The sequence below is a fragment of the Pseudomonas sp. Marseille-Q5117 genome, from assembly GCF_946901175.1.
In the GTDB taxonomy this organism is placed as follows: domain Bacteria; phylum Pseudomonadota; class Gammaproteobacteria; order Pseudomonadales; family Pseudomonadaceae; genus Aquipseudomonas; species Aquipseudomonas iranensis.
This window is the reverse complement of sequence record NZ_CAMPPP010000009.1, coordinates 97,865-117,371: the sequence shown is the minus strand read 5'-3', so window position 1 is coordinate 117,371 and position 19,507 is coordinate 97,865. Positions and strand designations below refer to the sequence as shown.

At 56.1% G+C, this 19,507-nt stretch carries 21 protein-coding genes, 1 tRNA gene and 2 pseudogenes; 15 read left to right on the top strand and 9 right to left on the bottom strand.

Features of this window, described 5'->3' with window-relative positions; all coding sequences use genetic code 11:
• Window positions 1-7: 7 nt before the first annotated feature.
• The 4 genes and pseudogenes from OC605_RS16055 (at window position 8) to OC605_RS16040 (ending at window position 3,244) form a co-directional block, all read left to right on the top strand.
• Entirely contained in the window at window positions 8-682 is a 675-nt protein-coding gene (locus OC605_RS16055; protein WP_262138117.1) for an FMN-dependent NADH-azoreductase, read from the top strand.
• A 249-nt stretch (window positions 683-931) separates the two neighbouring features.
• Entirely contained in the window at window positions 932-1,057 is a 126-nt protein-coding gene (locus OC605_RS28195; RefSeq protein WP_254433255.1) for a DUF2625 family protein, read from the top strand.
• 49 nt (window positions 1,058-1,106) lie between these two features.
• Window positions 1,107-1,385: pseudogene (locus OC605_RS16045) on the top strand (DUF2625 family protein).
• A 938-nt stretch (window positions 1,386-2,323) separates the two neighbouring features.
• The gene (locus OC605_RS16040; RefSeq protein WP_133338007.1) at window positions 2,324-3,244 is read left to right on the top strand and encodes a LysR substrate-binding domain-containing protein; all 921 of its coding nucleotides are present in this window, start codon (window positions 2,324-2,326) and stop codon (window positions 3,242-3,244) included.
• Here the strand turns inward: OC605_RS16040 and OC605_RS16035 are convergent.
• From OC605_RS16035 to OC605_RS16020, 4 genes are all read right to left on the bottom strand, one after another.
• The gene (locus OC605_RS16035) at window positions 3,165-3,758 is read right to left on the bottom strand and encodes a DinB family protein (RefSeq protein ID WP_064361695.1); all 594 of its coding nucleotides are present in this window, start codon (window positions 3,756-3,758) and stop codon (window positions 3,165-3,167) included. The two genes, OC605_RS16040 and OC605_RS16035, sit on opposite strands and share 80 nt — an antisense overlap.
• 1,060 nt (window positions 3,759-4,818) lie before the next feature.
• Window positions 4,819-5,589, bottom strand: coding sequence for a molybdopterin-dependent oxidoreductase (locus tag OC605_RS16030; RefSeq protein WP_039760272.1), 771 nt, complete (start codon window positions 5,587-5,589; stop codon window positions 4,819-4,821).
• Complete coding sequence (locus tag OC605_RS16025) at window positions 5,586-6,206, bottom strand: cytochrome b/b6 domain-containing protein (protein ID WP_262138111.1); 621 nt, start codon at window positions 6,204-6,206, stop codon at window positions 5,586-5,588. Before OC605_RS16025 ends, OC605_RS16030 begins: the two co-directional genes overlap by 4 nt.
• Before the next feature lie 71 nt (window positions 6,207-6,277).
• The gene (locus tag OC605_RS16020; RefSeq protein WP_042609816.1) at window positions 6,278-6,886 is read right to left on the bottom strand and encodes a hypothetical protein; all 609 of its coding nucleotides are present in this window, start codon (window positions 6,884-6,886) and stop codon (window positions 6,278-6,280) included.
• Window positions 6,887-7,101: 215 nt separating this feature from the next.
• On the opposite strand from OC605_RS16020, the gene OC605_RS16015 reads away from it, so the two are divergent.
• On the top strand, window positions 7,102-7,797 hold the full coding sequence (locus tag OC605_RS16015) for a heavy metal response regulator transcription factor (RefSeq protein WP_039760267.1): 696 nt from the start codon (window positions 7,102-7,104) through the stop codon (window positions 7,795-7,797).
• Complete coding sequence (locus tag OC605_RS16010; protein WP_262138109.1) at window positions 7,770-9,158, top strand: heavy metal sensor histidine kinase; 1,389 nt, start codon at window positions 7,770-7,772, stop codon at window positions 9,156-9,158. The genes OC605_RS16015 and OC605_RS16010 overlap by 28 nt, the downstream gene beginning before the upstream one ends.
• Here OC605_RS16010 and OC605_RS16005 read toward each other — a convergent pair.
• Entirely contained in the window at window positions 9,130-9,636 is a 507-nt protein-coding gene (locus tag OC605_RS16005; RefSeq protein ID WP_042609814.1) for a nuclear transport factor 2 family protein, read from the bottom strand. The two genes, OC605_RS16010 and OC605_RS16005, sit on opposite strands and share 29 nt — an antisense overlap.
• A 79-nt stretch (window positions 9,637-9,715) precedes the next feature.
• Window positions 9,716-10,474, bottom strand: coding sequence for an SDR family oxidoreductase (locus OC605_RS16000; RefSeq protein WP_039760604.1), 759 nt, complete (start codon window positions 10,472-10,474; stop codon window positions 9,716-9,718).
• A gap of 168 nt (window positions 10,475-10,642) precedes the next feature.
• Between OC605_RS16000 and OC605_RS15995 the strand changes: the two genes are divergently transcribed.
• Complete coding sequence (locus tag OC605_RS15995; RefSeq protein ID WP_316044671.1) at window positions 10,643-12,154, top strand: MFS transporter; 1,512 nt, start codon at window positions 10,643-10,645, stop codon at window positions 12,152-12,154.
• Between the two features lies 1 nt (window position 12,155).
• On the opposite strand, the gene OC605_RS15990 is transcribed toward OC605_RS15995, so the two are convergent.
• Window positions 12,156-13,016, bottom strand: coding sequence for a LysR family transcriptional regulator (locus tag OC605_RS15990; protein ID WP_262138101.1), 861 nt, complete (start codon window positions 13,014-13,016; stop codon window positions 12,156-12,158).
• Between the two features lie 118 nt (window positions 13,017-13,134).
• Here OC605_RS15990 and OC605_RS15985 point away from each other — a divergent pair, with 118 nt between their 5' ends.
• The 4 genes from OC605_RS15985 to OC605_RS15970 all read left to right on the top strand — a co-directional run bounded on the left by OC605_RS15985 (window position 13,135) and on the right by OC605_RS15970 (window position 15,678).
• Window positions 13,135-13,986, top strand: coding sequence for an NAD(P)-dependent oxidoreductase (locus OC605_RS15985; protein ID WP_262138099.1), 852 nt, complete (start codon window positions 13,135-13,137; stop codon window positions 13,984-13,986).
• Between the two features lie 34 nt (window positions 13,987-14,020).
• Window positions 14,021-14,353: a chorismate mutase gene (locus OC605_RS15980; RefSeq protein WP_042609810.1), complete on the top strand. Its 333-nt coding sequence runs from the start codon at window positions 14,021-14,023 to the stop codon at window positions 14,351-14,353.
• Between the two features lie 46 nt (window positions 14,354-14,399).
• Window positions 14,400-15,053: a hypothetical protein gene (locus tag OC605_RS15975; protein ID WP_262138098.1), complete on the top strand. Its 654-nt coding sequence runs from the start codon at window positions 14,400-14,402 to the stop codon at window positions 15,051-15,053.
• A 232-nt stretch (window positions 15,054-15,285) separates the two neighbouring features.
• Window positions 15,286-15,678 carry a RidA family protein gene (locus OC605_RS15970; protein WP_009049394.1) on the top strand — a complete coding sequence of 131 codons (393 nt, stop codon included), beginning with the start codon at window positions 15,286-15,288 and terminating at the stop codon, window positions 15,676-15,678.
• A 191-nt stretch (window positions 15,679-15,869) separates the two neighbouring features.
• Here OC605_RS15970 and OC605_RS15965 read toward each other — a convergent pair whose 3' ends face one another.
• Entirely contained in the window at window positions 15,870-16,472 is a 603-nt protein-coding gene (locus OC605_RS15965) for a terminase small subunit (protein WP_262138088.1), read from the bottom strand.
• 256 nt (window positions 16,473-16,728) lie between these two features.
• Between OC605_RS15965 and OC605_RS15960 the strand changes: the two genes are divergently transcribed.
• The 3 genes and pseudogenes from OC605_RS15960 to xerC all read left to right on the top strand — a co-directional run bounded on the left by OC605_RS15960 (window position 16,729) and on the right by xerC (window position 18,244).
• Window positions 16,729-17,010, top strand: a complete 282-nt coding sequence (locus tag OC605_RS15960) for a hypothetical protein (RefSeq protein WP_373877960.1) — start codon at window positions 16,729-16,731, stop codon at window positions 17,008-17,010.
• A pseudogene (locus tag OC605_RS15955) lies at window positions 17,007-17,204 on the top strand (DUF4224 domain-containing protein); the annotation flags it as partial. The gene OC605_RS15960 and the pseudogene OC605_RS15955, both read left to right, overlap by 4 nt.
• Before the next feature lie 8 nt (window positions 17,205-17,212).
• The gene (xerC, locus tag OC605_RS15950; protein WP_262138086.1) at window positions 17,213-18,244 is read left to right on the top strand and encodes a tyrosine recombinase XerC; all 1,032 of its coding nucleotides are present in this window, start codon (window positions 17,213-17,215) and stop codon (window positions 18,242-18,244) included.
• 92 nt (window positions 18,245-18,336) lie between these two features.
• On the opposite strand, the gene OC605_RS15945 is transcribed toward xerC, so the two are convergent.
• Window positions 18,337-18,423: transfer RNA gene (locus tag OC605_RS15945), tRNA-Leu, on the bottom strand.
• A 489-nt stretch (window positions 18,424-18,912) separates the two neighbouring features.
• Here OC605_RS15945 and OC605_RS15940 point away from each other — a divergent pair.
• Window positions 18,913-19,446: a GAF domain-containing protein gene (locus tag OC605_RS15940; protein ID WP_163012213.1), complete on the top strand. Its 534-nt coding sequence runs from the start codon at window positions 18,913-18,915 to the stop codon at window positions 19,444-19,446.
• Window positions 19,447-19,507: the final 61 nt, after the last annotated feature.

Genomic DNA, 19,507 nt, shown 5'->3' with positions numbered 1-19,507 from the left:
CAATATCATGAACCCGTCTCAGAAGCCCCTCGCTCCTTTGCGAATCCTTCGCCTGATTGCCAGTCCCAACGGTAATGCATCTGAAAGCTTGAAACTGTCTGAGCGGATTCTGCACGCTCTGACAGTACGCGCTGGCATACGCGGGATTGAACTGACGGATATAGACCTGAACACGTTATCGCCAGTCGATGCGACTTATGCCCATGCCTTGGCCCATCCGAGCGAAATAGCTACCGAGGATCAGAAAGGTACATTGAGTCGCTCCGACCAAATGATCATCCTATTGAATGCCTGCGATGTGCTGCTTATCGCTACTCCCATGCACAACTACAGCGTGCCCTCGCCGCTCAAGGCCTGGATTGACCACGTCGTACGCGTCGGAAAAACTTTCCTCAGCACATCAAAAGGTAAGGTTGGAACGTTATTGGATCGCCCCGTCTACGTTGCCGTAGCCACCGGCGGCTACATTAGCGGTGAGAGGGCACGGCAACCCGACTTTCTTCGTCCCTACCTATCCGCAGTGCTGAAAACCATCGGTCTCAATCAGGTGCATTACTTCACCGTTGAAGGCACAGCAAAAGGGACGGACGCGCTAAAAACGGCGCAGAAAATAGGGTACGACGATGTGCATACGTTCTTTCATGAGGAATTCGAAACTAGGACTCATGAAACAGTTGCCTGAAGCCGGTGCCCCAGACGGCCGAAGTACAAAGGTCGGCAGCGATGCCTGAAGCTGAGCCTAGCTTTTTGATTTTCGGGAGAGCTGTTCGCCCGGGTCGGCAGCCATGGGCCGCATGTCCCCCTCTTAATACCGCCTACAGAGAGGAATTGATCATGAGTCGCCTCAGTTGGTTTCAAACTTCACATGGTGCAGCCAAGTCGCTTGAAATTAGTGACCCCGCCATGATCTACATACGGGAGATGCTGGAGCATGCCGACCGCCCCTACGACTGCTTCCACCTCACCTCAAAACTCCAGCGTTCTTCTACAGCTACAGGTAACAACCAAGTCTTCTTTGGGGGCTATAGCATTTGAGACTGGCGGGGATACTGATTGATCGGGGCCTGGCGGGATGGAGCGAGGGACGGGCGCAAGGGCATCTGCTGGTGGCAGATGACGCAGCAGGTGGATGCTTTCCCATCAACGGCGGCGGCTTGGGTGATGATGTGGGAGCGGTGTACCACTGGGCGCCCGAGATTCTGCAGCGGGAGCCATTGGGCATCGGTTATACCGCCTTCTTGGAATGAGCTGTGAGCAATCGTACGGCGGCCTACTAAGAGGGCCTACGTTGGGAATCCTGGCGCAACGACATTCAGTGTGTGGGCGGAGATCAATGCGTGTCTTTCTACCCATTCCTATGGACACGAGGGGCTCAGTGGCAATAAGCGCGCAGGTTGTCAGCATGGATGAATAGTATGATTTGAATTGCACATTAGCCGGCCAGTGTACGCCCCGCCATCACTCCTAATTAAATTAGGCAGGCTGGCAGCGAGTCAAAGTGCGCCGGTTACGCACAGACATTTCAAAGTTGAAGCATTCACTGGACGCTTACTGAGACACTGACCACCTGCTTACGTCAGACTGACACTCCGGATAGTACGTTTGAACAATACAACACCGAGCCTTCGTTCGAGGTTTCTCTCGACCTAGCTTACAGCAGGGGGAGCCCCCCAATGGTGGGATGCCCAAGTGCAGCTGCGCTGCCTTGCTACCTCTAAGAATTTAACCAAGACCATCAAGCTGATCTTGGCGCATAAGTCCGCCGACCTTTTGTAATTTTGTTGGCAGCAATTGTTACGAAATTGCTCTACCTGCGTAGGAACACCGCAACGCAGATCATGGGTTGATTAGTACAAAGATCCACTCGGGAGAGAAGGCGGACAAGCGAGGAAAAAGGACTACTGGATTTCGTTTTTATCAATAAAGTCGCGAGCACTGGTCTAACACAGACTGCCCCTCGAATTCTGCTGCAAAATTGAAACAAAAATTTTGGTTCGCGGGCACGGGAATCGCACTTAGCTCGATTTGCTGATGACTTGAGCCTGTCTTTAGATGCGAAGGTTAAAGAGCGACGAGAAGTGGCGTGCCGCTTTGCACATCGGACATAGCTTGGAGGGGAGAGCTCTCTGAGTTCTAATGCTTCGCTAAGGGAAATACGGGACGTACTCCCCACGCCAATTTGAGCTACACGCACCCGATCCATTTCCGGTCAAATGTAAAGAGATTGAATACGGCGTATTCAAAGTCTCGTTGCAGCAGCAATACGGTGTTCTGCCGCGTAGCTGCTTTACTTGAAAATTATGCTGCCTGCGAGAGCCTAGGAATGAATCGAAACGACTTGCGTCGCGTGGACATGAATCTTTTGGTTATTTTCGAAACCTTAATGTTCGAAAGGAACTTGACTCGGGCTGGGGAGAAACTGTTCTTAGGCCAACCCGCCGTCAGTGCCGCTTTAGCGCGGTTGCGCGACTTGTTCGACGATCCCTTGCTAGTACGCAACGGTCGTACCTTAGAGCCGACCCAGCGAGCGCTGGCAATTCTTAAAGAGTTGCAACCAGCCATGGACACCATCTCCGGAGCTGTCAGCCGAGCTAAGGATTTTGACCCATCCACCAGCCGGGACGTATTCCGCATCGGCCTTTCCGACGATGCCGAATTCGGCCTGTTTCCGCCATTGCTCAATCAACTTCGCGAAGAGGCACAAAACGTTATCGTAGTGGTACGGCGGGCTAACTTCCTGCTGATGTCGGCGATGCTCGCCTCCGGAGAGATTTCCGTCGGAGTCAGCTACACCACCGAGTTGCCCGCCAATGCAAAGCGCAAGAAGCTGCGGGATCTGCGCGTCAAGATACTGCGCGGCGATAATCGTCCTGGCCCCCTGACCTTGGATGAGTATTGCGAACGACCTCACGCCCTGGTGTCGTTTTCCGGGGATTTGACCGGTGCCATCGATACCGACCTGGCACGCATCGGCCGCTCGCGGCGAGTGATGCTGGCGGTACCCCAGTTCTCAGGACTGCGTGCCTTATTAGCGGGCACGGAAATGCTAGCCGCAGTGCCGGACTACGCGGCGTGCGCGCTGATCGATGGCAGCAGCCAGTTGCGTGCTGATGACCCGCCCTTTGACATCGTGCCGTCGGAGTTGTCGATGGTCTGGAGCGGGGTCAACGATAACGATCCGGCAGAGCGTTGGTTGCGCTCATTAATTGCCCAACACATGGCGACCCCTCTGCCGGTGTATTGAGCGAATTGAAATTTGGATCGGTCTCGCGCAAGAATATCGGCATGTCTGTCATTGGCGGAATGGCCGGAATGTCGAAATACATCTGGATAACCCACCCACGGTGATAGCTGGCGTGGTTGACCACATGCATCAGCATTGCTCCGGCACTCATGGTGCCGCGTTCCCCAGACACAAACGTGAACTCGACGAGTCTATCCAGCGATGCCTCGCTCTGCCGGGCGCTCCAGTCGCTGTACCAGTGATCGATCTCCTTTTGTGCCAAGCGCAAATCAGCGAGTTCGGGATGCAGCAGATCATGTGAAGTTTCGAAGCCGTGCCCCCGGCCTTCGAGGTGAGCCTGCCAAATGCAGTCCACGACGTAAATGTGATTCAAAGTGCCGATTACGTTTTTGAACACCGACACTCGCTCTTTGCTGACTTCGCCAGGAGGCAGTGCGGCCAGGCTGTCAAAGAGGCGCTGATCGGCCCAGCATTTGTAATCGGCAAGCATGCGGGCTGTGCGTACGTTGATCATGAGATTTCCCCAATTTAAATGGGCGTAATGCCAAGCATAGCCCTCACAACGAGCGGCATCGAAGACGCTGATTATCGGTCGGCAAGCGCCAGGGAGCCAATTGGGCTAGGAGACTCGAAGCCGGAAAGCGTAAAGGCGCTGCCTGCCCCCTCAGTCTTTGCTGATCAGGGAGCCTACCAGAGTTATACGACGAAGCTGGATCAGTTGTGGAGGGTGAGCGCCAGGTAGCGGCGACGGGATGGGCCTCTGCCGCCTGAAAAACGAGCCGTCTTGAACGGCTGCTTATGGCCGAAAGCAGCCGTTCACGAACGACTACCTTCGGCCAAAAGTAGCCCTGATGGCGGGCTATAATTCTCTGATGCTCAGAATAAACGGGGGATGACAGCGGGGTGGAAAAATAGGCTGTAAGTCGACGCTGCCTCATAACACCACCTTTGCCACGGTAGAGAAGCCATCGGGCTTTCTACTTCAGGCGAACGAAAGACCATTCAACGCTACAGGTGAGAATTGGCGGTATGTGCTTCTCCCTTAATAATACTGGCCTACGGCGAGCAAGCTCTCGAGACACGTCTAATCATAACCCCTATCCTCCGAGCTTGACCGGTTGAGGAAGGAGCTCTCGGCTGAAGAGGGATTGCGACGGCGAAAAGTCCGTATCCCAGGCGAACGCAGTGGCGCTCGAACAATCTCGGTCGGTACCCAGGTGACGGTTAGCGGCGAAAGAGCCACTGCAATGGCGAACGCATTCAGTCCCCCTGTGCCGATAACATCAGAGCAGATAGCCCTTTTTTCGCCATTGAAGGTACATGCGGCAAGATTATCAAAGAGCATCCGAGTGCGAGCTTTATCTGACTGTTGTAAAGGTGGCCTGGACTGAGCCTGCAAGAGAGATTGGAAATCTGCTCCATCACTCGTTGCCCGCATCCTGGGTTCTGATGTTGGCCAGTCGGATGGTGCTGGCGGTACTGCAGAAATACCGGTCATCGGCATGCCTCATATCACGCTTGGTGTCATGAATCTCGCCAGTGTTCCTGGCGTGACAGTTCCGTTCTTTGCTTCATCAGATCCCGCTGAACCAGTTGTAGCCCTGGTCTTCCCAATACCCGCCCGGGTTGTCGTTGCTGACGAAAATCTCGACAACATGCTTGGGGTTTTTGAATCCCAGTTTGGTGGGGACCCGAACCCTCAGCGGATAGCCGTACTCGGGCGGCAGCGCCACGTCAGCGTAATCCAGTGCCAACAGCGTCTGCGGGTGCAAGGCAGTCGGCATGTCCAGACTGGAGTAGTAACGATCGGCACATTTGAAACCGACAAATTTCGCTGTGGTGTCGGCGCCGATGTGTTCCAGGAAGGTTTTCAGCGGTACACCTCCCCATTGACCGATCGCGCTCCAGCCCTCAACACAGATCAGCCGAGTGATATCGCTGCGTTGCGGCAGCTTGCGCAAGCTTTCGAGTGTCCACGGCGCCTTGTCCCTGATCCGGCCGGAGACGGCGAGCGAGTAACTGGTCAGGTCTACTTCAGGGATATCGTCCTGACCATAGAAAGCGTTGAACGGAAACGGCTTGGTGATCTGCGCGCGGGCGAAGGTCGGCGCCAGTTTCCGTCCACTGAACAGCCACGCCTGGACCCGGTCGTTCCAACGCGACATGGCCCAAAGCACTTTGTCGACCTGATCGCCGTCCTGCAGGTTGCAACCGGTCAGCATCGACATCGCGCCAACCGTCAGGCCGGCCCGAAGAAAATGCCGGCGCTGAATGTTTTCCAGTTCAAGCTGTTGCGCAGGTTCAATCCTGACGCGCTGACGCGTTGTTATTTTAAATTCAGTCATGACCCATTTTTCTCGTTATTAGGCGTCCGCACTCCACCCGTGATCATTGGCACCAGGGTTTTTGGTACCAGAATCACCAAGACCAGGTGAATCACTACAAACGCTGCAATCATCGCCATGGCCGCAAAATGTACGTAACGAGCAACGTCATAGCCGCCCAGTAACGCGACCAGCTCTTGAAGTTGAACCGGTTTCCAGATCGCTACACCCGAGATCACGATCAGTACACCTGCCGCCAGCACGATCCAGTACATCAGGCGCTGTACTGCGTTATAGACACCCTTTTCATGCACCAGCCGAAAGCGCAAGGCATCGGTCAGATCATGCTTCAATGCGGCAATGCCGATGGGCAGCAGCTCACGTTTGAAATGACGACTGGCCAACCCGTACAGCACATAGATTGCGCCGTTGATCAGCAGCAGCCACATGAACGCAAAATGCCAGGCAAGTGCCCCGCCCAGCCAACCGCCCACGGTCAATGACACCGGAAACTTGAAACTGAACAGTGGCGAGGCGTTGTAGATAGCCCAACCGCTCATGAACATGCAGACCATGCAGGCCGCATTGAGCCAATGGGTGAGGCGAACCGGCCAGGGATGCAGTTTCTTCTGTCTCACGTGGTTCCCCTTGCAAGCCTTCCGTGTAGCGGAGCGTTGCCAGACGGCAACGCTCAAGCTTTCTCAGATGATTACATCGGTGGCTGGAAGCCATCCTTGCCGACTGCAATGCCGCGTGCGGTGCCATCTGCAGCGGGGAACACGACGATTTTCGTTCCTTTCACCAGCTCATCGGCTTTGCCTGGCTCGACGTAGGCGATAGGCACGTCATCCGGCACGACGATTTGTTTCTCGCCGCCCTGGTAGTTGACGGTCAACGTACGGCCGTCGGTTTTGGACAGTTTGCCAACGGTGCCGTTGGTCATGGTGCCAGTGCTGCCGTCTGCGTTCTGCCAACCGTAATGACCTTCGCCGCTGCCCTTGAGCCTGGCGTCGAATACCGTGACCTCAAGCGCCTTCAAGGTTCCGTTGGCCTGCGGGATGGCCGCCGAGCCGATGAAGCTGTCGGATTTGATCGAGTCGATATTGGCCTTCGATACCCGGCTGATACCGGTCTTGTCAGTCAGTCCGATCGTCTGCTGGGCGCCAGAGCGGACAGTGAAGGTCAGCGTGTTGTTGCTGACGCTTTCCACCGTACCGCGCAGTGGTTTGATGACCGGCATGTCGGCGGCGGTGGCAATGACGGCAGCGCTGAGCATCACCAAACCGAACGTGGTAGACAGGGCGTTTTTGAGTTGCATGGCGACGATTCCTCATGGGTTGATGTGTCGCCATCCTCGACCGCAGACCGGGACGTCACGATGACCGTCGAATGACATTTTTGTCATTCGCCAACCCTGACCATGAATGACAGAAATGTAACCGACTGCGCCCGCTCATCCCGTTACACTGCACAGCCGAGATACCGATGTCGCGGACTTAACCCCGTCATGAAGAAACCCGAGCGCGCCTGACGATGCATATCCTGCTGATCGAAGATGACACCAAAACAGGTGAGTACCTGAAAAAGGGGCTCGGTGAGTCCGGTTACAACGTCGACTGGACCCAGCATGGCGCTGACGGCCTGCACATGGCCTTGCATACGACCTATGACCTGATCGTGCTGGACGTGATGTTGCCCGGGATTGACGGGTTTCAGATCATCGAGCTGTTGCGCGCCAGACAAGACGTACCCGTGCTGTTCCTTACCGCGCGCGACCAGCTGCAAGACCGCATTCGCGGTCTGGAACTGGGCGCCGATGATTACCTGATCAAACCTTTTTCGTTTACCGAACTGCTGTTGCGCATCCGCACTATTCTGCGCCGCGGTGTCGTGCGCGAAGCCGACCATTTCCACCTTGCCGATCTCGAACTGGATCTGGTCCGGCGCCGCGTGACCCGCCAACAACAGGTGATCGTGCTGACCAACAAGGAGTTCGCCCTGCTCCATCTGTTTCTCCGTCGAGCCGGCGATGTGTTGTCCAGGACACAAATCGCTTCGGAAGTCTGGGACATGAATTTCGACAGCGATACCAACGTGGTGGACGTCGCTGTCAAGCGCCTGCGCAACAAGGTCGACCAGCCCTACCCGATCAAGCTGATCCATACCATTCGCGGTATCGGCTATGTCTGCGAGGTGAGGCCATGCGGTCCCGACGCCAACCCTCGCTGACGCTGCGATCGACCGTGGCGTTTGCCATGGTCGCGATGCTGGCCGTGGCCGGCGCGGGCTTCTATCTGTATCAGACGATGAAGGCCTCGGTATTGGTCTACAGCGATCACGCGGTGATGGGCCGTCTGGAGCATTTTCGCAAGCTCCTGCATTACGAACTCGCCATCGAAAAGCTGCGCGACAGCCCGCAGATTTTCAAGAACATGCTCGACAGCGAAGACGACATCTTCATCATTGAAGAGCCGGGGCAGCCACCGGTCATCCAGGTCAATCCACTCAACGTCACGTTGCCTGAACTGCCGGTGATCGGCCAGGACACAAAGCTGAGCGTCAGTGATCTGCGCAGCGGCGTGACCGACTCGGGAACAAGGCTGCGCGCCGCCTCCGTAGTCACGACGTCGGGTGGCCGTGTAGTCCGATTGACGGCCGCCCACCTTATGGGCAAGGAAATGGCGATGCTTGCAGCGTATCGCGAGCGCATCTACCTGGCCGTGGCCCTTGCCTTTCTGGCAACCGCGTTGCTGGGTTATCTGTTATTGCGTCGCGGGCTGCGTCCGCTGCGCAAAATGGCCGCCCATGCCGCAGCCATAACGCCTGAGCGTCTGCACAGCCGTATGGACAGCGCCGATACGCCGGTTGAATTGCAACAGCTGAGTGACGCCTATAACGCGATGCTTGATCGTCTTGCTCAGGGTTATCAGCGACTGACGCAATTTTCCGCCGACCTTGCCCATGAAATCCGCACGCCGGTCGGGTCGTTGATGGGACATTGTCAGGTTGCCCTTCGCCAACGCCGTAGCGAGGACGAATATCAGGCGCTGATCGCTTCGAACCTTGAAGAACTCGAACGGATCTCGCGCATCGTCGAAAGCATTCTATTTCTGGCGCGCGCCGATGAAGCGCAAGCCGTAGTGGAGCGCCAGCAACTGTCGCTGCATGACGAATCACAGCGCATCGCTGAGTATTTTGAGGGTTTGGCTGAAGAGCGGCGAATGAGCTTCCAAATAACGGGCGATGGTATCGTGCTCGCTGACCCCTTGCTGCTGCGCAGAGCGTTGAGCAACCTGGTGGCGAACGCTGTTCGCTACGCTTACGAGGGCACCGAGATTCTGATACGGGTATTGGAAACCCACGGAGGTGCCCGGATTGAGGTGGAGAACCAAGGGCCGGTGCTGGGCGACGAAACCCTGGGCAAACTCTTCGACCGCTTTTACCGTGGCGATGCGTCTCGGCACCAGAATTCCGACTCCTACGGGCTTGGCCTCGCCATTGTCGTGGCCATCATGCAACTGCATGGCGGCCACGTGGGTGTCGAACAGCCAAGGGCCGGGACTATTCGTTTTTCGCTGTCGTTCCCTTGAGCTGCTCGAACGGTGCAAACTGTTCTTCGCCCGCTGCGGGTACCCAATCTTTTAACGGCGTCAGGAAATGCATTTCAAAACGACGTGACAGGAACGCCCACTTTCCGTCCCGACGTTCAAACCTGTCGTGGTAAAGACCGCTGACTTGCACCGGGCCTTTTTCAATGTCATGAAACAGGCAATCCGCAGCTACCGTGCCCACTGCGCTGTCACCCTCGATTTCAATCAGCGGGTTGGCCATCCAGTGGTGCATATGGGGCATCTGGCGCCAGCTGTTTTGCGCCATCGCCAGGATTTCGTCACGGTTTCCAGCCTGGCCAAAACCCGGTAGATCCAGTGTCGACTCTTCGTGCCAGATTGAGCTAAGAAGCGAGGCGTCGATGCGGTCGAAAGCATTGGCGTAGGCGCTGATCAGCGACTCGATGGCGGCGCGACTTTCCAGGGCGTCCAGTCGGGCTGTCAGTTGTTCATTGTTCATGATGAGGTTTCCTGCAGGGGCTGCGCATAAGCGAGGAAGGCAGCCCTGCGCGAGGGCTGCGCTACGGTTGAGCACGTGGTCAGATCTGCGACAGGCCGCCGTCGACCATCAACTCCACACCGTTGACATATTTCGCATCGGCAGACGCAAGAAACAGCGCCGACGAGGCGATTTCCTCAGGCTCGGCCATGTACCCCAATGGCGTGATCTGCTCGACGTGCTGACGCAGCGCGGCGACGTCGGTTTCGCTCATCTTCAAGCCGTTATCCATCAGCGGTGTGCGGGTGAAGCCAGGGCTCAGGACATTCGCTCTGATCTTGCGACCTTTGAGTTCGTTGGCCCACGTCCTGGCAAAGGAACGTACCGCGGCTTTGGAGGCGTTGTAGAGGCTCAGTCCTTCCATGCCATTGCTGGAACAGATAGAGGCCGTCAGCACGATCGAAGCGCCATTTTTCAACAATGGCATCAACGTCTGTACAGTAAAAAAGACTCCCTTTACGTTGATGTCGAACATGTTGAAATAGGCGGCCTCGGTGGTCTCGCCCAGCGGGTTCTTTTCACAAATACCCGCATTGGCAAACACTGAGTCCAGTTGATCGCCGTGCGCCTCAATCGTCGCCTTGAGCTCGTCCAGATCAACCTGGCGCGCGACATCGGAAATGACCGCGACCGCCCTGTCGCCAAGCTTGGCCACCGCAGCCTCCAGCGTGGCTGCAGAACGCCCGGTGATGTAAACGCGCCTGGCGCCCTCGGCAATCAAACCCTGTGCAATCGCAAATCCGATCCCGGTGGACGCGCCGGTGACGACTGCGACCTGATCAGCGAATTTACCTGACATAACTGACTCCTCGATTTCGGTTGTGTGGCTCGACTGGAACCACAGTGCGGCCATTTTGCGAGGAGGCAGGGGCGCAGCGGCACTGCCATAAATGAACATTGGCCGTTCATTTATGTGAGGCGTCAGCCAGGGTTTGATCGTTTAGATTGAAGTCAGCTTATTCAAAGCATGACTCGCAATCGAAAATATTCTGGAGCCGAAGGGTTTCAGAAAGGAGACCTTATGCCTGAGAAAATAGTAGCCCTTCCGGAACAGCGGCGCTGGCTGATGTTCGCCATCCTGTTGGTCGGTGCATTCTTGCCGCCGCTGGATTTCTTCATCGTGAACGTAGCGCTGCCTTCGATTCAGCAATCGCTGGGCACGGCCTCCTCTGCCGAACAGTTGATCATCTCTTCTTACGCGGCGCTGTATGCCGTGACACTGATCACCGGCGGAAGGCTTGGCGACATCTTTGGCCGCATGAGAATGTTCTTCGTTGGCCTGATTGGCTTTGCCGTCGCCTCACTGATCTGCGGTGTCGCCGAGTCACCCTGGGTGTTGATCGCCGGACGCTCGCTGCAAGGCGTGACGGCCGCTGTCATGGCGCCGCAGGCACTCGCTTCAGTGCAGGCGATATTCCCTGAGTCGGAAAAACCCTTGGCGTTGAGCCTGTACGGTGCGGTGTTTGGTTTGGCGTCGGTAGTCGGCCAGGCACTTGGCGGGATTCTGATCTCGCTCAACCTGATGAACCTGGGCTGGCGGTCGATATTTCTGGTGAATCTACCGATTGCGTTGCTGGTCATTCTGATCGCCATCCCCGTGGTCAAGGAAACCCGCGCACCCCAGACCAGCAAGCTGGATCTGGGTGGAACGCTGTTGTCGATGGTGACGCTTGCGGCGCTGATCGTTCCGCTGATCGAGGGACGTGAAGCGGGCTGGCCGTTGTGGGCCTGGCTGTCGCTGGCGGCGGCACCACTGCTTGCCTGGCTGTTCTGGCGCTACGAAGCCCGCTTGTATCAAGCGCAAGGCGCGCCGTTGCTGAACCCTGCTGCACTGCGTGCGCCCGGGCTGGGCCGGGCATTGCTGGTGGCGCTGACTTTTTACGCAATCGGTGTGTTCTTCCTGCTGTTTTCCATCTATTTACAGGGCGCGCTGCATACGAGCCCGCTCAGTGCAGGTCTGGTCTTTCTGCCATTCGGCGCTGGTTTCGTGCTGGGGCCGCTCGCCACCCATCTGTTCCGGCGTTTGCTGGGGTCTTATGTGAATCCCTTCGGAATGACACTCGAAGTGCTGGGGTTCGTGCTATTGGCCTGGCTCGTGGCGCACACACCGACGGCCGTCACGCCCTCTGCGCTGTCCCTTGCCGTGATTCTCTTTCTGATCGGCTTCGGACAAGGACTGGCCCTTCCGACATTGATGCGCATGATCACTGGACGCGTGGCACCGGCGTATTCCGGCATGATTGCGGGCATCACCAGTTCCACCCTGCAAATCAGCACAGCACTGAGCGTGGCGATCATCGGTGGCATTTTTTACACGCTTCTGGGCAAGGACACGGACGCGGCGGCCATCACCCACGCCTTCACCGTCGCCGTACTGTGCATCGCTGCCTGTCTGGCCGTAGGCGCAGCACTGAGCCTGAGTCTGGCGCGCCAACCTGCTGCAGAGCTGCAAACGGCGGCCATGCACCCGGCAGAGTGAATCAACCGCCTGCCTGAGTGCCAATCATGACGGAGGCCAGGTCGGCAAGCGCGCGCAGACTGTCCATCTGGCGCATGTCCTGGTGGTAGCCCATCCAAATGTCGCGGCCTGGTGGCGGTTCATCTGAATCGATCAGACGCAGCGCCGTCAACTGGTCGCCCAAAGCGCGGGGCAATACCGCGACGCCCTGCCCCTGCGCACACATTTGCGCCTGGACTGTGCGACTGCTACTGGTAAACACGGTACGCGCCAGAGGGTAACGCTGCTGCAGCCACTGCACATCGGGATAATGGGACTGGGCAACACTCATGGTGATCAGACCCAGCCCGGCGCCCTGTGGCTCAGGGTCAGCAGATCCAACGGCTGCGTATAACCCGTAACTCAAGGAGATCAGCTTGCGGTGCACGATATCGGGTTCGGTGAACGGAACGATGCGAAACGCGATGTCGGCGTCGCGGCGAGCCAGATCAAACAATCGATGCCCGGCAATGACCTCGGGCACGATCAATGGATAACGCCGGCCCAGTTCACTCAGCACCGGGGCCAGGAGATAACAGGCGAACCAGTCAGCGCAGGAAATGCGCAGCACACCTTCGGGCTGTGCGCTGTCCCCCGCGAGGCGCCTTTCGATGGCCAACGCACTTTGCTCCATTTCCTGCGCGAGGCTGAAGAGCTTCTCGCCGCTGTCGGTCAACACGAGACCTTGGTTGGTACGCAGGAAAACGGGTTGGCCACTGGACTGTTCCAACACCTGCAAGCGCCGCCCCACGGTCGGATGGCTGACCCCCAACAGCTTGGCGGCAGCGCCCAATGACCCGCTGCGGGCAATCGCGAGAAAGACCCGCACATCACTCCAGTCCATGCTCTGCCCCCGTACAAAAATGAACAGTGAGAGTGCAGCAATGGCAGTGCCGTAGCAATCCCGTGCCCGACATACTTGTCTGCATTCACCGTCGTCGAATACCAACCGGAGACTGCAAATGAAGATTGGTTTTATCGGAGTGGGAAGCATGGGCAGAGCGATCATTCCACTGCTCGTCCGCGCTGGCCATCACGTCTCGGCATGGAACCGCAGTCAGGCGGCGATCAAGGATCTCGAAGGCATCAGCGTTATCGAATCGCCGGCCTCGGCGTTCCAGCAAGAGGTGGTCATCACTCTTCTGGCCGATGATGCCGCTGTCAGGCAAGTACTGCTCGCCAGCGCTGTTCTGGAAACTGCAGACAAAGCTTGCGTGCATGTCGTGATGTCGACCTTGTCGCCTTCGCTGATGTTGGAGTTGCAGCGCGAACATGAAGCCGCCGGCATGCCATTGATCGCGGCGCCGGTCTTCGGCGTGCCCGCCGTGGCGGCCAAGGGCGAGTTGAATATCCTGGCGGCCGGATCGCAGGCTGCTGTCTCGACCGTCCAACCGCTGTTCGACCTGCTCGGGAAAAAAACCTGGTATCTGGGCGACCAACCTGAACAGGCCTGTATAGCGAAAATCGCCGGCAACATGATGATCACCCAAGCCATCCAGTCGCTGGGCGAAGCCAGCGGACTCGTTCAACGCCACGGACTGAGCCCTTCGATTTTCATCAAGCTCATGACCCAGACCCTGTTCGCCTGCCCCAGTTATCAACGTTATGGGCAGAACATCGTCAGCAGCAATTTTGAACCGGGATTCAAACTGTCGCTTGGCCTCAAGGATATGAATCTGGCGATCGATGCGGGTCGTCTCAAGGGGCTGGAGTTGCCAGCGGCGGATGCCGTTCGATTGAAAATGAAGTCGGCGGTAGCCAGGGGAGATGGCGACAAGGACTGGTCGGTTTTTGCTCAGCAGACGAATCATTGAGAAGCTCTTTCGAACACCTGCCACGAGGTCATTCATGGAAAACTCCGACATCGCGCGTCAACTCTCAACATTCAGGAAAACCATCGACAATATCGACGCCGCGCTCATCCATCTGCTCGCGGAACGGTTTCGCTGTACCGATGAGGTCGGATTGCTCAAAGCCCGATATCAGTTGCCTGCGGTAGACGAGGCCAGAGAGCAGCAGCAATACCAGCGTCTGGCAGCACTTGCTCAGGAGGCCGAGCTGGATACGGCCATCGTGCAGAGGCTGATGCAGTTGGTCATTGGCGAAGTGGTCGAGCGCCACAGGCAGATCGCCGCCAGGCATGCCCCGGCACCCGCCAATAACCCTGACCCTCGGGCCTGACCCCGGCGCCACTTATCGAAGCAATCAGACAAACGAGCAGAACCGCATGAAATGGCCAACGATCGAGCAAATTCGCAGCTTCACCGATTTACCCTATGGCTACAGTTGGGATTACCTGAAACGTGAGGAGATCAATGTCGCGACAGATTTTTTCCGGACATGGTTTCCCTCCATTTCGGTGGGGTTGGCAAGCCCGTTTCTGGACCAGCAGTTCTACGCAGACAACGTGGTGCTCGAAGACGATCCGGATCGAGGCATATTCGCTACCGTCGTCCGCCAGAACGATGAGATTGTCGCTATCGCCACGTGGGAAAAAATTGACGGTGCTGACGTTATTTTCGGGCGGGTCGGCGCGGTAGCCAAACCGCACAGACAAGCCAGACTGGCCGTTGCGGCCCAGGACCTGGGAGAAAAAATCGGCACGTTCATGGGCGCGGGGCTGATCTATGGCATGGCAACAACCCGCACGCCGTATATGCAACAAGCACTGGAGCAAGCCGGTTACAAAGCGGTAGGGATAATGCCTGGCCTGGACCGGGAAGAAACAGCACCTGGAATCGTGCGCAGGGTTTACGAAGTCATCTACGTAAAACGGCTCGCACCACACGCCGACTTTCTCATTCCTACCGGTCATAACCTTACCCCTACAGTCGCGCGACTTTACGCAGATATATTTCAAGGTGATGACGACACGAACTGACGAGCCAGCCTAGCAGCGAACCAACCATCGAAATGCTTCTGATCAGTAAGGCTCCCGGCTCGCGCCTTTTGCATCGATCGAGGTAGCCACATTAGGTAATGAGTTCAAAAAGACTCAGCAGCGGCTAAAAGCACCTGTGGGGTTGATTAATAGATGAGAAGTGAACTGAGTGGACGCGGCTCTGGCCCCTGAGTTAGCTTTCGTAACCGTTCTAACTTGGGGCTCCGCAATCATGACTGACCGTCAGATCATTGTTCCAGATGGCATGAGATTGATCTACGAGCGCGCGGGTTATGCACCAGCAGTAAAGGTAGGAAAAACTCTCTACTGCGCGGGTCAGGTAGGCAGGACGCCGGAATTATCCGTCATTGAAGAACCTGAGCAGCAGTTTTTAGCTGCATGGGACAATCTCCGGATCGTCTTGGAGGCAGGTGGCTGTAAATTTGAAGACGTCGTAGAAATGACAACTTACCACGTCGACATGCACCGTCACATGCCAATTTTCAGACGCGTAAAGGATAAAGTCTTTCCGAGAAGCACTTGTGCATGGACCTGCATTGGTGTCAGTGAATTAGCTCGACCTGGCCTTCTCGTGGAGATCAAATGCGTCGCAGTAGAGCGATAACCCTCTGACAAGCACCTGCATATCCAGGTCTTAAAATGGGTGACTACGCATGCGGTGGTAGATTCAAAATTACACTCGCCTGCTGCATCGGTAGGCGCGTGATAACACTTTACGCCGACGGCTAATACTGACTGGAAGCAGGCGCCAATCAATTCCGATGCGAGCAGAAAAATGCCTATCAGCGGATATCCTTAGCACTCGCTCAACGCAAATCCAAAGTCATCGCTTGACACTTGTGCCGCTTCGTTAAGTCGTTGGTGCAGCGCAGCCGTTAGCTGCCTCTCCACCACCCACGGATCCGACAGCGCGGCGAGTTGTGGCGCCAATTGCGGCGACAGGCTCATTAGCGAATGATTAAGCGATCGCGCCGTTTCAAAAGCGACTTTCTGCACAAAGCTGATTTCCACCAGCTCCCCCTGCGCCTTGCGAAACTCCATCTCAGCCATCCGCGCCAAGTAGTGCTCGCGATGTGCACGCGCTTTCTGAAAGTCCGGGGACTGCCCTTGCGCGGGATCAACGGGCGGCGGCGCAGCCATGTTGGTCGGTTGGGATTGTGTAGCGACGTGGCTGTACACATCAAGCTGAAGCCGCTCCTGTTGGTGGCGAGCGGCGACGGCAGCCTTACTCGGGTCGGCGGTGTCGCGGATCAACGCTTCAGTGGCCAGCACGTCGACTTGCTTGCCATTGGGTGACAGTACCAGGCGGCCATTCTCTTTCAGCCAGGTGATGTAGCTCGGTGACCGGCCGATGTGCGCAGCGAAGGCGCTCTTTGACAGGTACGTAGCTGTGCTCATAAGCCCTCCTTTACAGCGGCTTTTCAATGAATCCTTTCAAGATTTCAGTGGATTGAAATTTCAGTAAGCTGGCGGGCCTCCCACTAACACGATCCCGCGGGTTTCCGACCCCGTGTCCTTTGATAGTCCCCAGGGTCCCCGGCGGTTTTCCGCCCGGTCCGGTCGCTCGACTGCCATGCCCTGCCCCCATCCCTTTGGAAAGACGGACATCCCTGCAAAGGTTTCAGCTAGAGAGATCTCGCGAGTTCGATAACCCGTGTACACGCGCCTGGCAAAAGCCTGCAAACGACTTGAAGCAGATCCGCACTTCGGCCCGGCCGAGCACCAGACGCTGGTCGCCATCGGCGAGCTGCTGCGTATCGCGGCCGAGACGTTCAGCGCTTTTCGTACCGGGAAGAAACTTGAACGTGATGCTCGGTCCCTTCGTACACAAGCACTTGCGATGGCAGGAAGCTTGCCGCCGACCTCGAAGGACGAACACTCCAATCAGCAAGCACCTTTGAGAAGCGCTTTCGGACCTAGCAAGGAGGCAGCATGACAATCCAGTTTTTGAGCCATGAGCAAGTATGCGAATTGACCGGCGCCAAAACTAAAGCAGGTCAGATCACCGTTTTAAAGCGAAATGGCATCCGCCATACGATAAAAAGGAATGGATGGCCCTGCGTCGTGACTTCAGCGCTAACAGGGTCAACCACCACCACATCGGAAACGCCGAAGTGGCAGCCACGCTTGTTGGATAGATGGGACGAAGACCAACGAAACCGGGGAGCATTCCCCGCTTGCGTGAGAGAAAGCGCGGCAAAACAACCTACTACTTGTACGACACTGGTGGAAAACCGCGCAAAGAAATCCCCCTGGGTACTGACTATGGCCTTGCCATCTTAGAGTACGCAAAACTGGAAAAAAGCCGTGTATCTCAGGCTTTAATGCAAGAAGTATTAACTTTTGCATACGTTGCCGAGCTCTATATGAAGGAGGTCGTTCCAACCAAAGCCCATGCCACTCAAAAGGACAACGCGCGCGAACTTAAAAACCTTCTGCTGTTCTTCAACGATCCGCCTGCCCCGCTTGAAGCGATCGAACCGAAGCATGTCAGTCAGTACCTTCGTCACCGGGGCAAAACAGCACCAATTCGCGCGAATCGAGAAAAGGCCTTACTCAGCTCCATTTGGAACTTTGCTCGCGAGAATGGTTACACGTCTCTGGCAAACCCCTGCGCCGGGATAAAGGGTAACAAGGAATCTGGTCGCGACGTATATGTCGAAGACGACGTTCTTGCCAAAGTATATCTGTACGCCGATCAACCATTGAGAGATGCCCTGGACCTGTTCTATCTGACAGGACAAAGGGTGGCCGACACACTGAAGATGGATGAGCGAGATATCAAAGAAGGAAAGCTTTCCGTCCAGCAGGGGAAGACTGGTGCGAAACGAAGGATCGAGATTATTGGAGAGCTCAGAATTGTGATAGATCGAATCATGGCTCGAAAGGCTGGCTACAAAATCAGATCAACACGTCTTGTGGTAATCGACTCTGGACAGCCGATGACGACGAGCATGCTCAGGAAAAGATTTGATGACGCTAGGGAGGCAGCCGGGATTCCGAAAGCAGAATTTCAGATGCGGGATTTACGAGCAAAAGCGGCAACGGACAAAGAGGAGTCGACGGGGAGCATTCGCGAAGCTCGAGACCAGTTAGGGCATACAACTGTCGGGATGACAGAGCAGTACATTCGGATGCGTAAGGGCATGAAGGTAACCCCTACGAAGTGACCAACGGTTTCGAATTGCGGAAAAGATTTTCTGATTGCGGAAAAAGAATTGAGGGCTTGCACGAGGTATCTCATGCAAGCCCTTGATATTCATGGTGCCCGAAGCCGGAATCGAACCGGCACGCCCTTACGAGCGGGGGATTTTAAGTCCCATGCGTCTACCAGTTTCGCCATTCGGGCGGTAGCGCGGTGTTGCTTTGTTCAGCCTTGCGGTTGCGATCCTGACAGGATGGCCGCTTGAAAAGCCGAGGGGGGAATATATACATCACGTCCCGGTGAAGCAAGGTTGGAGTGCGCGATTTGAGAACTAAAATATCGCTGACCGCGAAAAAATAAAAAAGCCCCAGAAATCAGTGGGCTACGGAGTTTGCTTGAAGTAGACGCCGAGGTTACTGGCAAATCGCAGCAACCCGACTGAAACTTGGGACGATAGACTCAAAAGATTCAGATGCTCACCATCACCTTAGCTGCACGGGTGACAGATGTTTCATCGATTGAGATTATGAGCAGGCAACCCAAGACTGGACGGGATGTCTACGCTAAAGGATGGCGCCGAAATCGATGAAAGGTAATTAGCACGCCCCCTTCACCACGATCACGCCTCACAGAACGTCACCCAGAGCACAGCTCAGGGATGTACAAGCAATCAGGAGATTTGGTTCCATGCAAATGAGTGACACCGTTCTAAAAGCGTCTTTAAGCCAAGAGGAGCGCTCGGCGATTGCCGAGATCGAAGCAACTACCAACATCCTGCAGCTTGTCACCCGTCTGACCGGTACACGCTTCGCCGGAATCGCAAAATTCACTGAAACAGAGTGGATCGTTTGTTCGGCGTACGATCCGATTGAACTGGGAATAAATGTTGGCGATACGCTGGATCTGGAAACCACCCTTTGCAGTGAGTTTCGACGAAACCCTCAAGCCCTGTTCCTTCCACAAATCAGCCAGGATGGACGACTGTCGTCACGTCCTGTGGTGAAGCAGTATTCAATTGAAAGCTACGCAGGCGCGCCTGTTTTTCTGCCGGACGGGAGACTCTGGGGTGCCCTTTGCGCTCTGGACTCAAGGGCTGTCCTGTTTGACAACCCCGATCTTGCAGAGACATTGACGCTGTTCGCGCGGCTCATTGGCTGCATCTTTTTCTCGAATCTGACGGTGGAAGGTGCCAGCCACATCCAGACCGGGTCGTGCTTGACTGATTGACCCTCCGCAAACATGTGAACACCACTTTTTTTGCAGACAACAAAAAACCCCGTAGATCATT

Coding starts and splice junctions, on each gene's coding strand:
- OC605_RS16055 (WP_262138117.1), top strand. CDS start 8: ATGAACCCGTCTCAGAAGCCCCTCGCTCCTTTGCGAATCCTTCGCCTG.
- OC605_RS28195 (WP_254433255.1), top strand. CDS start 932: ATGCCGACCGCCCCTACGACTGCTTCCACCTCACCTCAAAACTCCAGC.
- OC605_RS16040 (WP_133338007.1), top strand. CDS start 2,324: ATGAATCGAAACGACTTGCGTCGCGTGGACATGAATCTTTTGGTTATT.
- OC605_RS16035 (WP_064361695.1), bottom strand. CDS start 3,758: ATGATCAACGTACGCACAGCCCGCATGCTTGCCGATTACAAATGCTGG.
- OC605_RS16030 (WP_039760272.1), bottom strand. CDS start 5,589: ATGACTGAATTTAAAATAACAACGCGTCAGCGCGTCAGGATTGAACCT.
- OC605_RS16020 (WP_042609816.1), bottom strand. CDS start 6,886: ATGCAACTCAAAAACGCCCTGTCTACCACGTTCGGTTTGGTGATGCTC.
- OC605_RS16015 (WP_039760267.1), top strand. CDS start 7,102: ATGCATATCCTGCTGATCGAAGATGACACCAAAACAGGTGAGTACCTG.
- OC605_RS16010 (WP_262138109.1), top strand. CDS start 7,770: ATGCGGTCCCGACGCCAACCCTCGCTGACGCTGCGATCGACCGTGGCG.
- OC605_RS16005 (WP_042609814.1), bottom strand. CDS start 9,636: ATGAACAATGAACAACTGACAGCCCGACTGGACGCCCTGGAAAGTCGC.
- OC605_RS16000 (WP_039760604.1), bottom strand. CDS start 10,474: ATGTCAGGTAAATTCGCTGATCAGGTCGCAGTCGTCACCGGCGCGTCC.
- OC605_RS15995 (WP_316044671.1), top strand. CDS start 10,643: ATGACTCGCAATCGAAAATATTCTGGAGCCGAAGGGTTTCAGAAAGGA.
- OC605_RS15990 (WP_262138101.1), bottom strand. CDS start 13,016: ATGGACTGGAGTGATGTGCGGGTCTTTCTCGCGATTGCCCGCAGCGGG.
- OC605_RS15985 (WP_262138099.1), top strand. CDS start 13,135: ATGAAGATTGGTTTTATCGGAGTGGGAAGCATGGGCAGAGCGATCATT.
- OC605_RS15980 (WP_042609810.1), top strand. CDS start 14,021: ATGGAAAACTCCGACATCGCGCGTCAACTCTCAACATTCAGGAAAACC.
- OC605_RS15975 (WP_262138098.1), top strand. CDS start 14,400: ATGAAATGGCCAACGATCGAGCAAATTCGCAGCTTCACCGATTTACCC.
- OC605_RS15970 (WP_009049394.1), top strand. CDS start 15,286: ATGACTGACCGTCAGATCATTGTTCCAGATGGCATGAGATTGATCTAC.
- OC605_RS15965 (WP_262138088.1), bottom strand. CDS start 16,472: ATGAGCACAGCTACGTACCTGTCAAAGAGCGCCTTCGCTGCGCACATC.
- xerC (WP_262138086.1), top strand. CDS start 17,213: ATGGGACGAAGACCAACGAAACCGGGGAGCATTCCCCGCTTGCGTGAG.
- OC605_RS15940 (WP_163012213.1), top strand. CDS start 18,913: ATGAGTGACACCGTTCTAAAAGCGTCTTTAAGCCAAGAGGAGCGCTCG.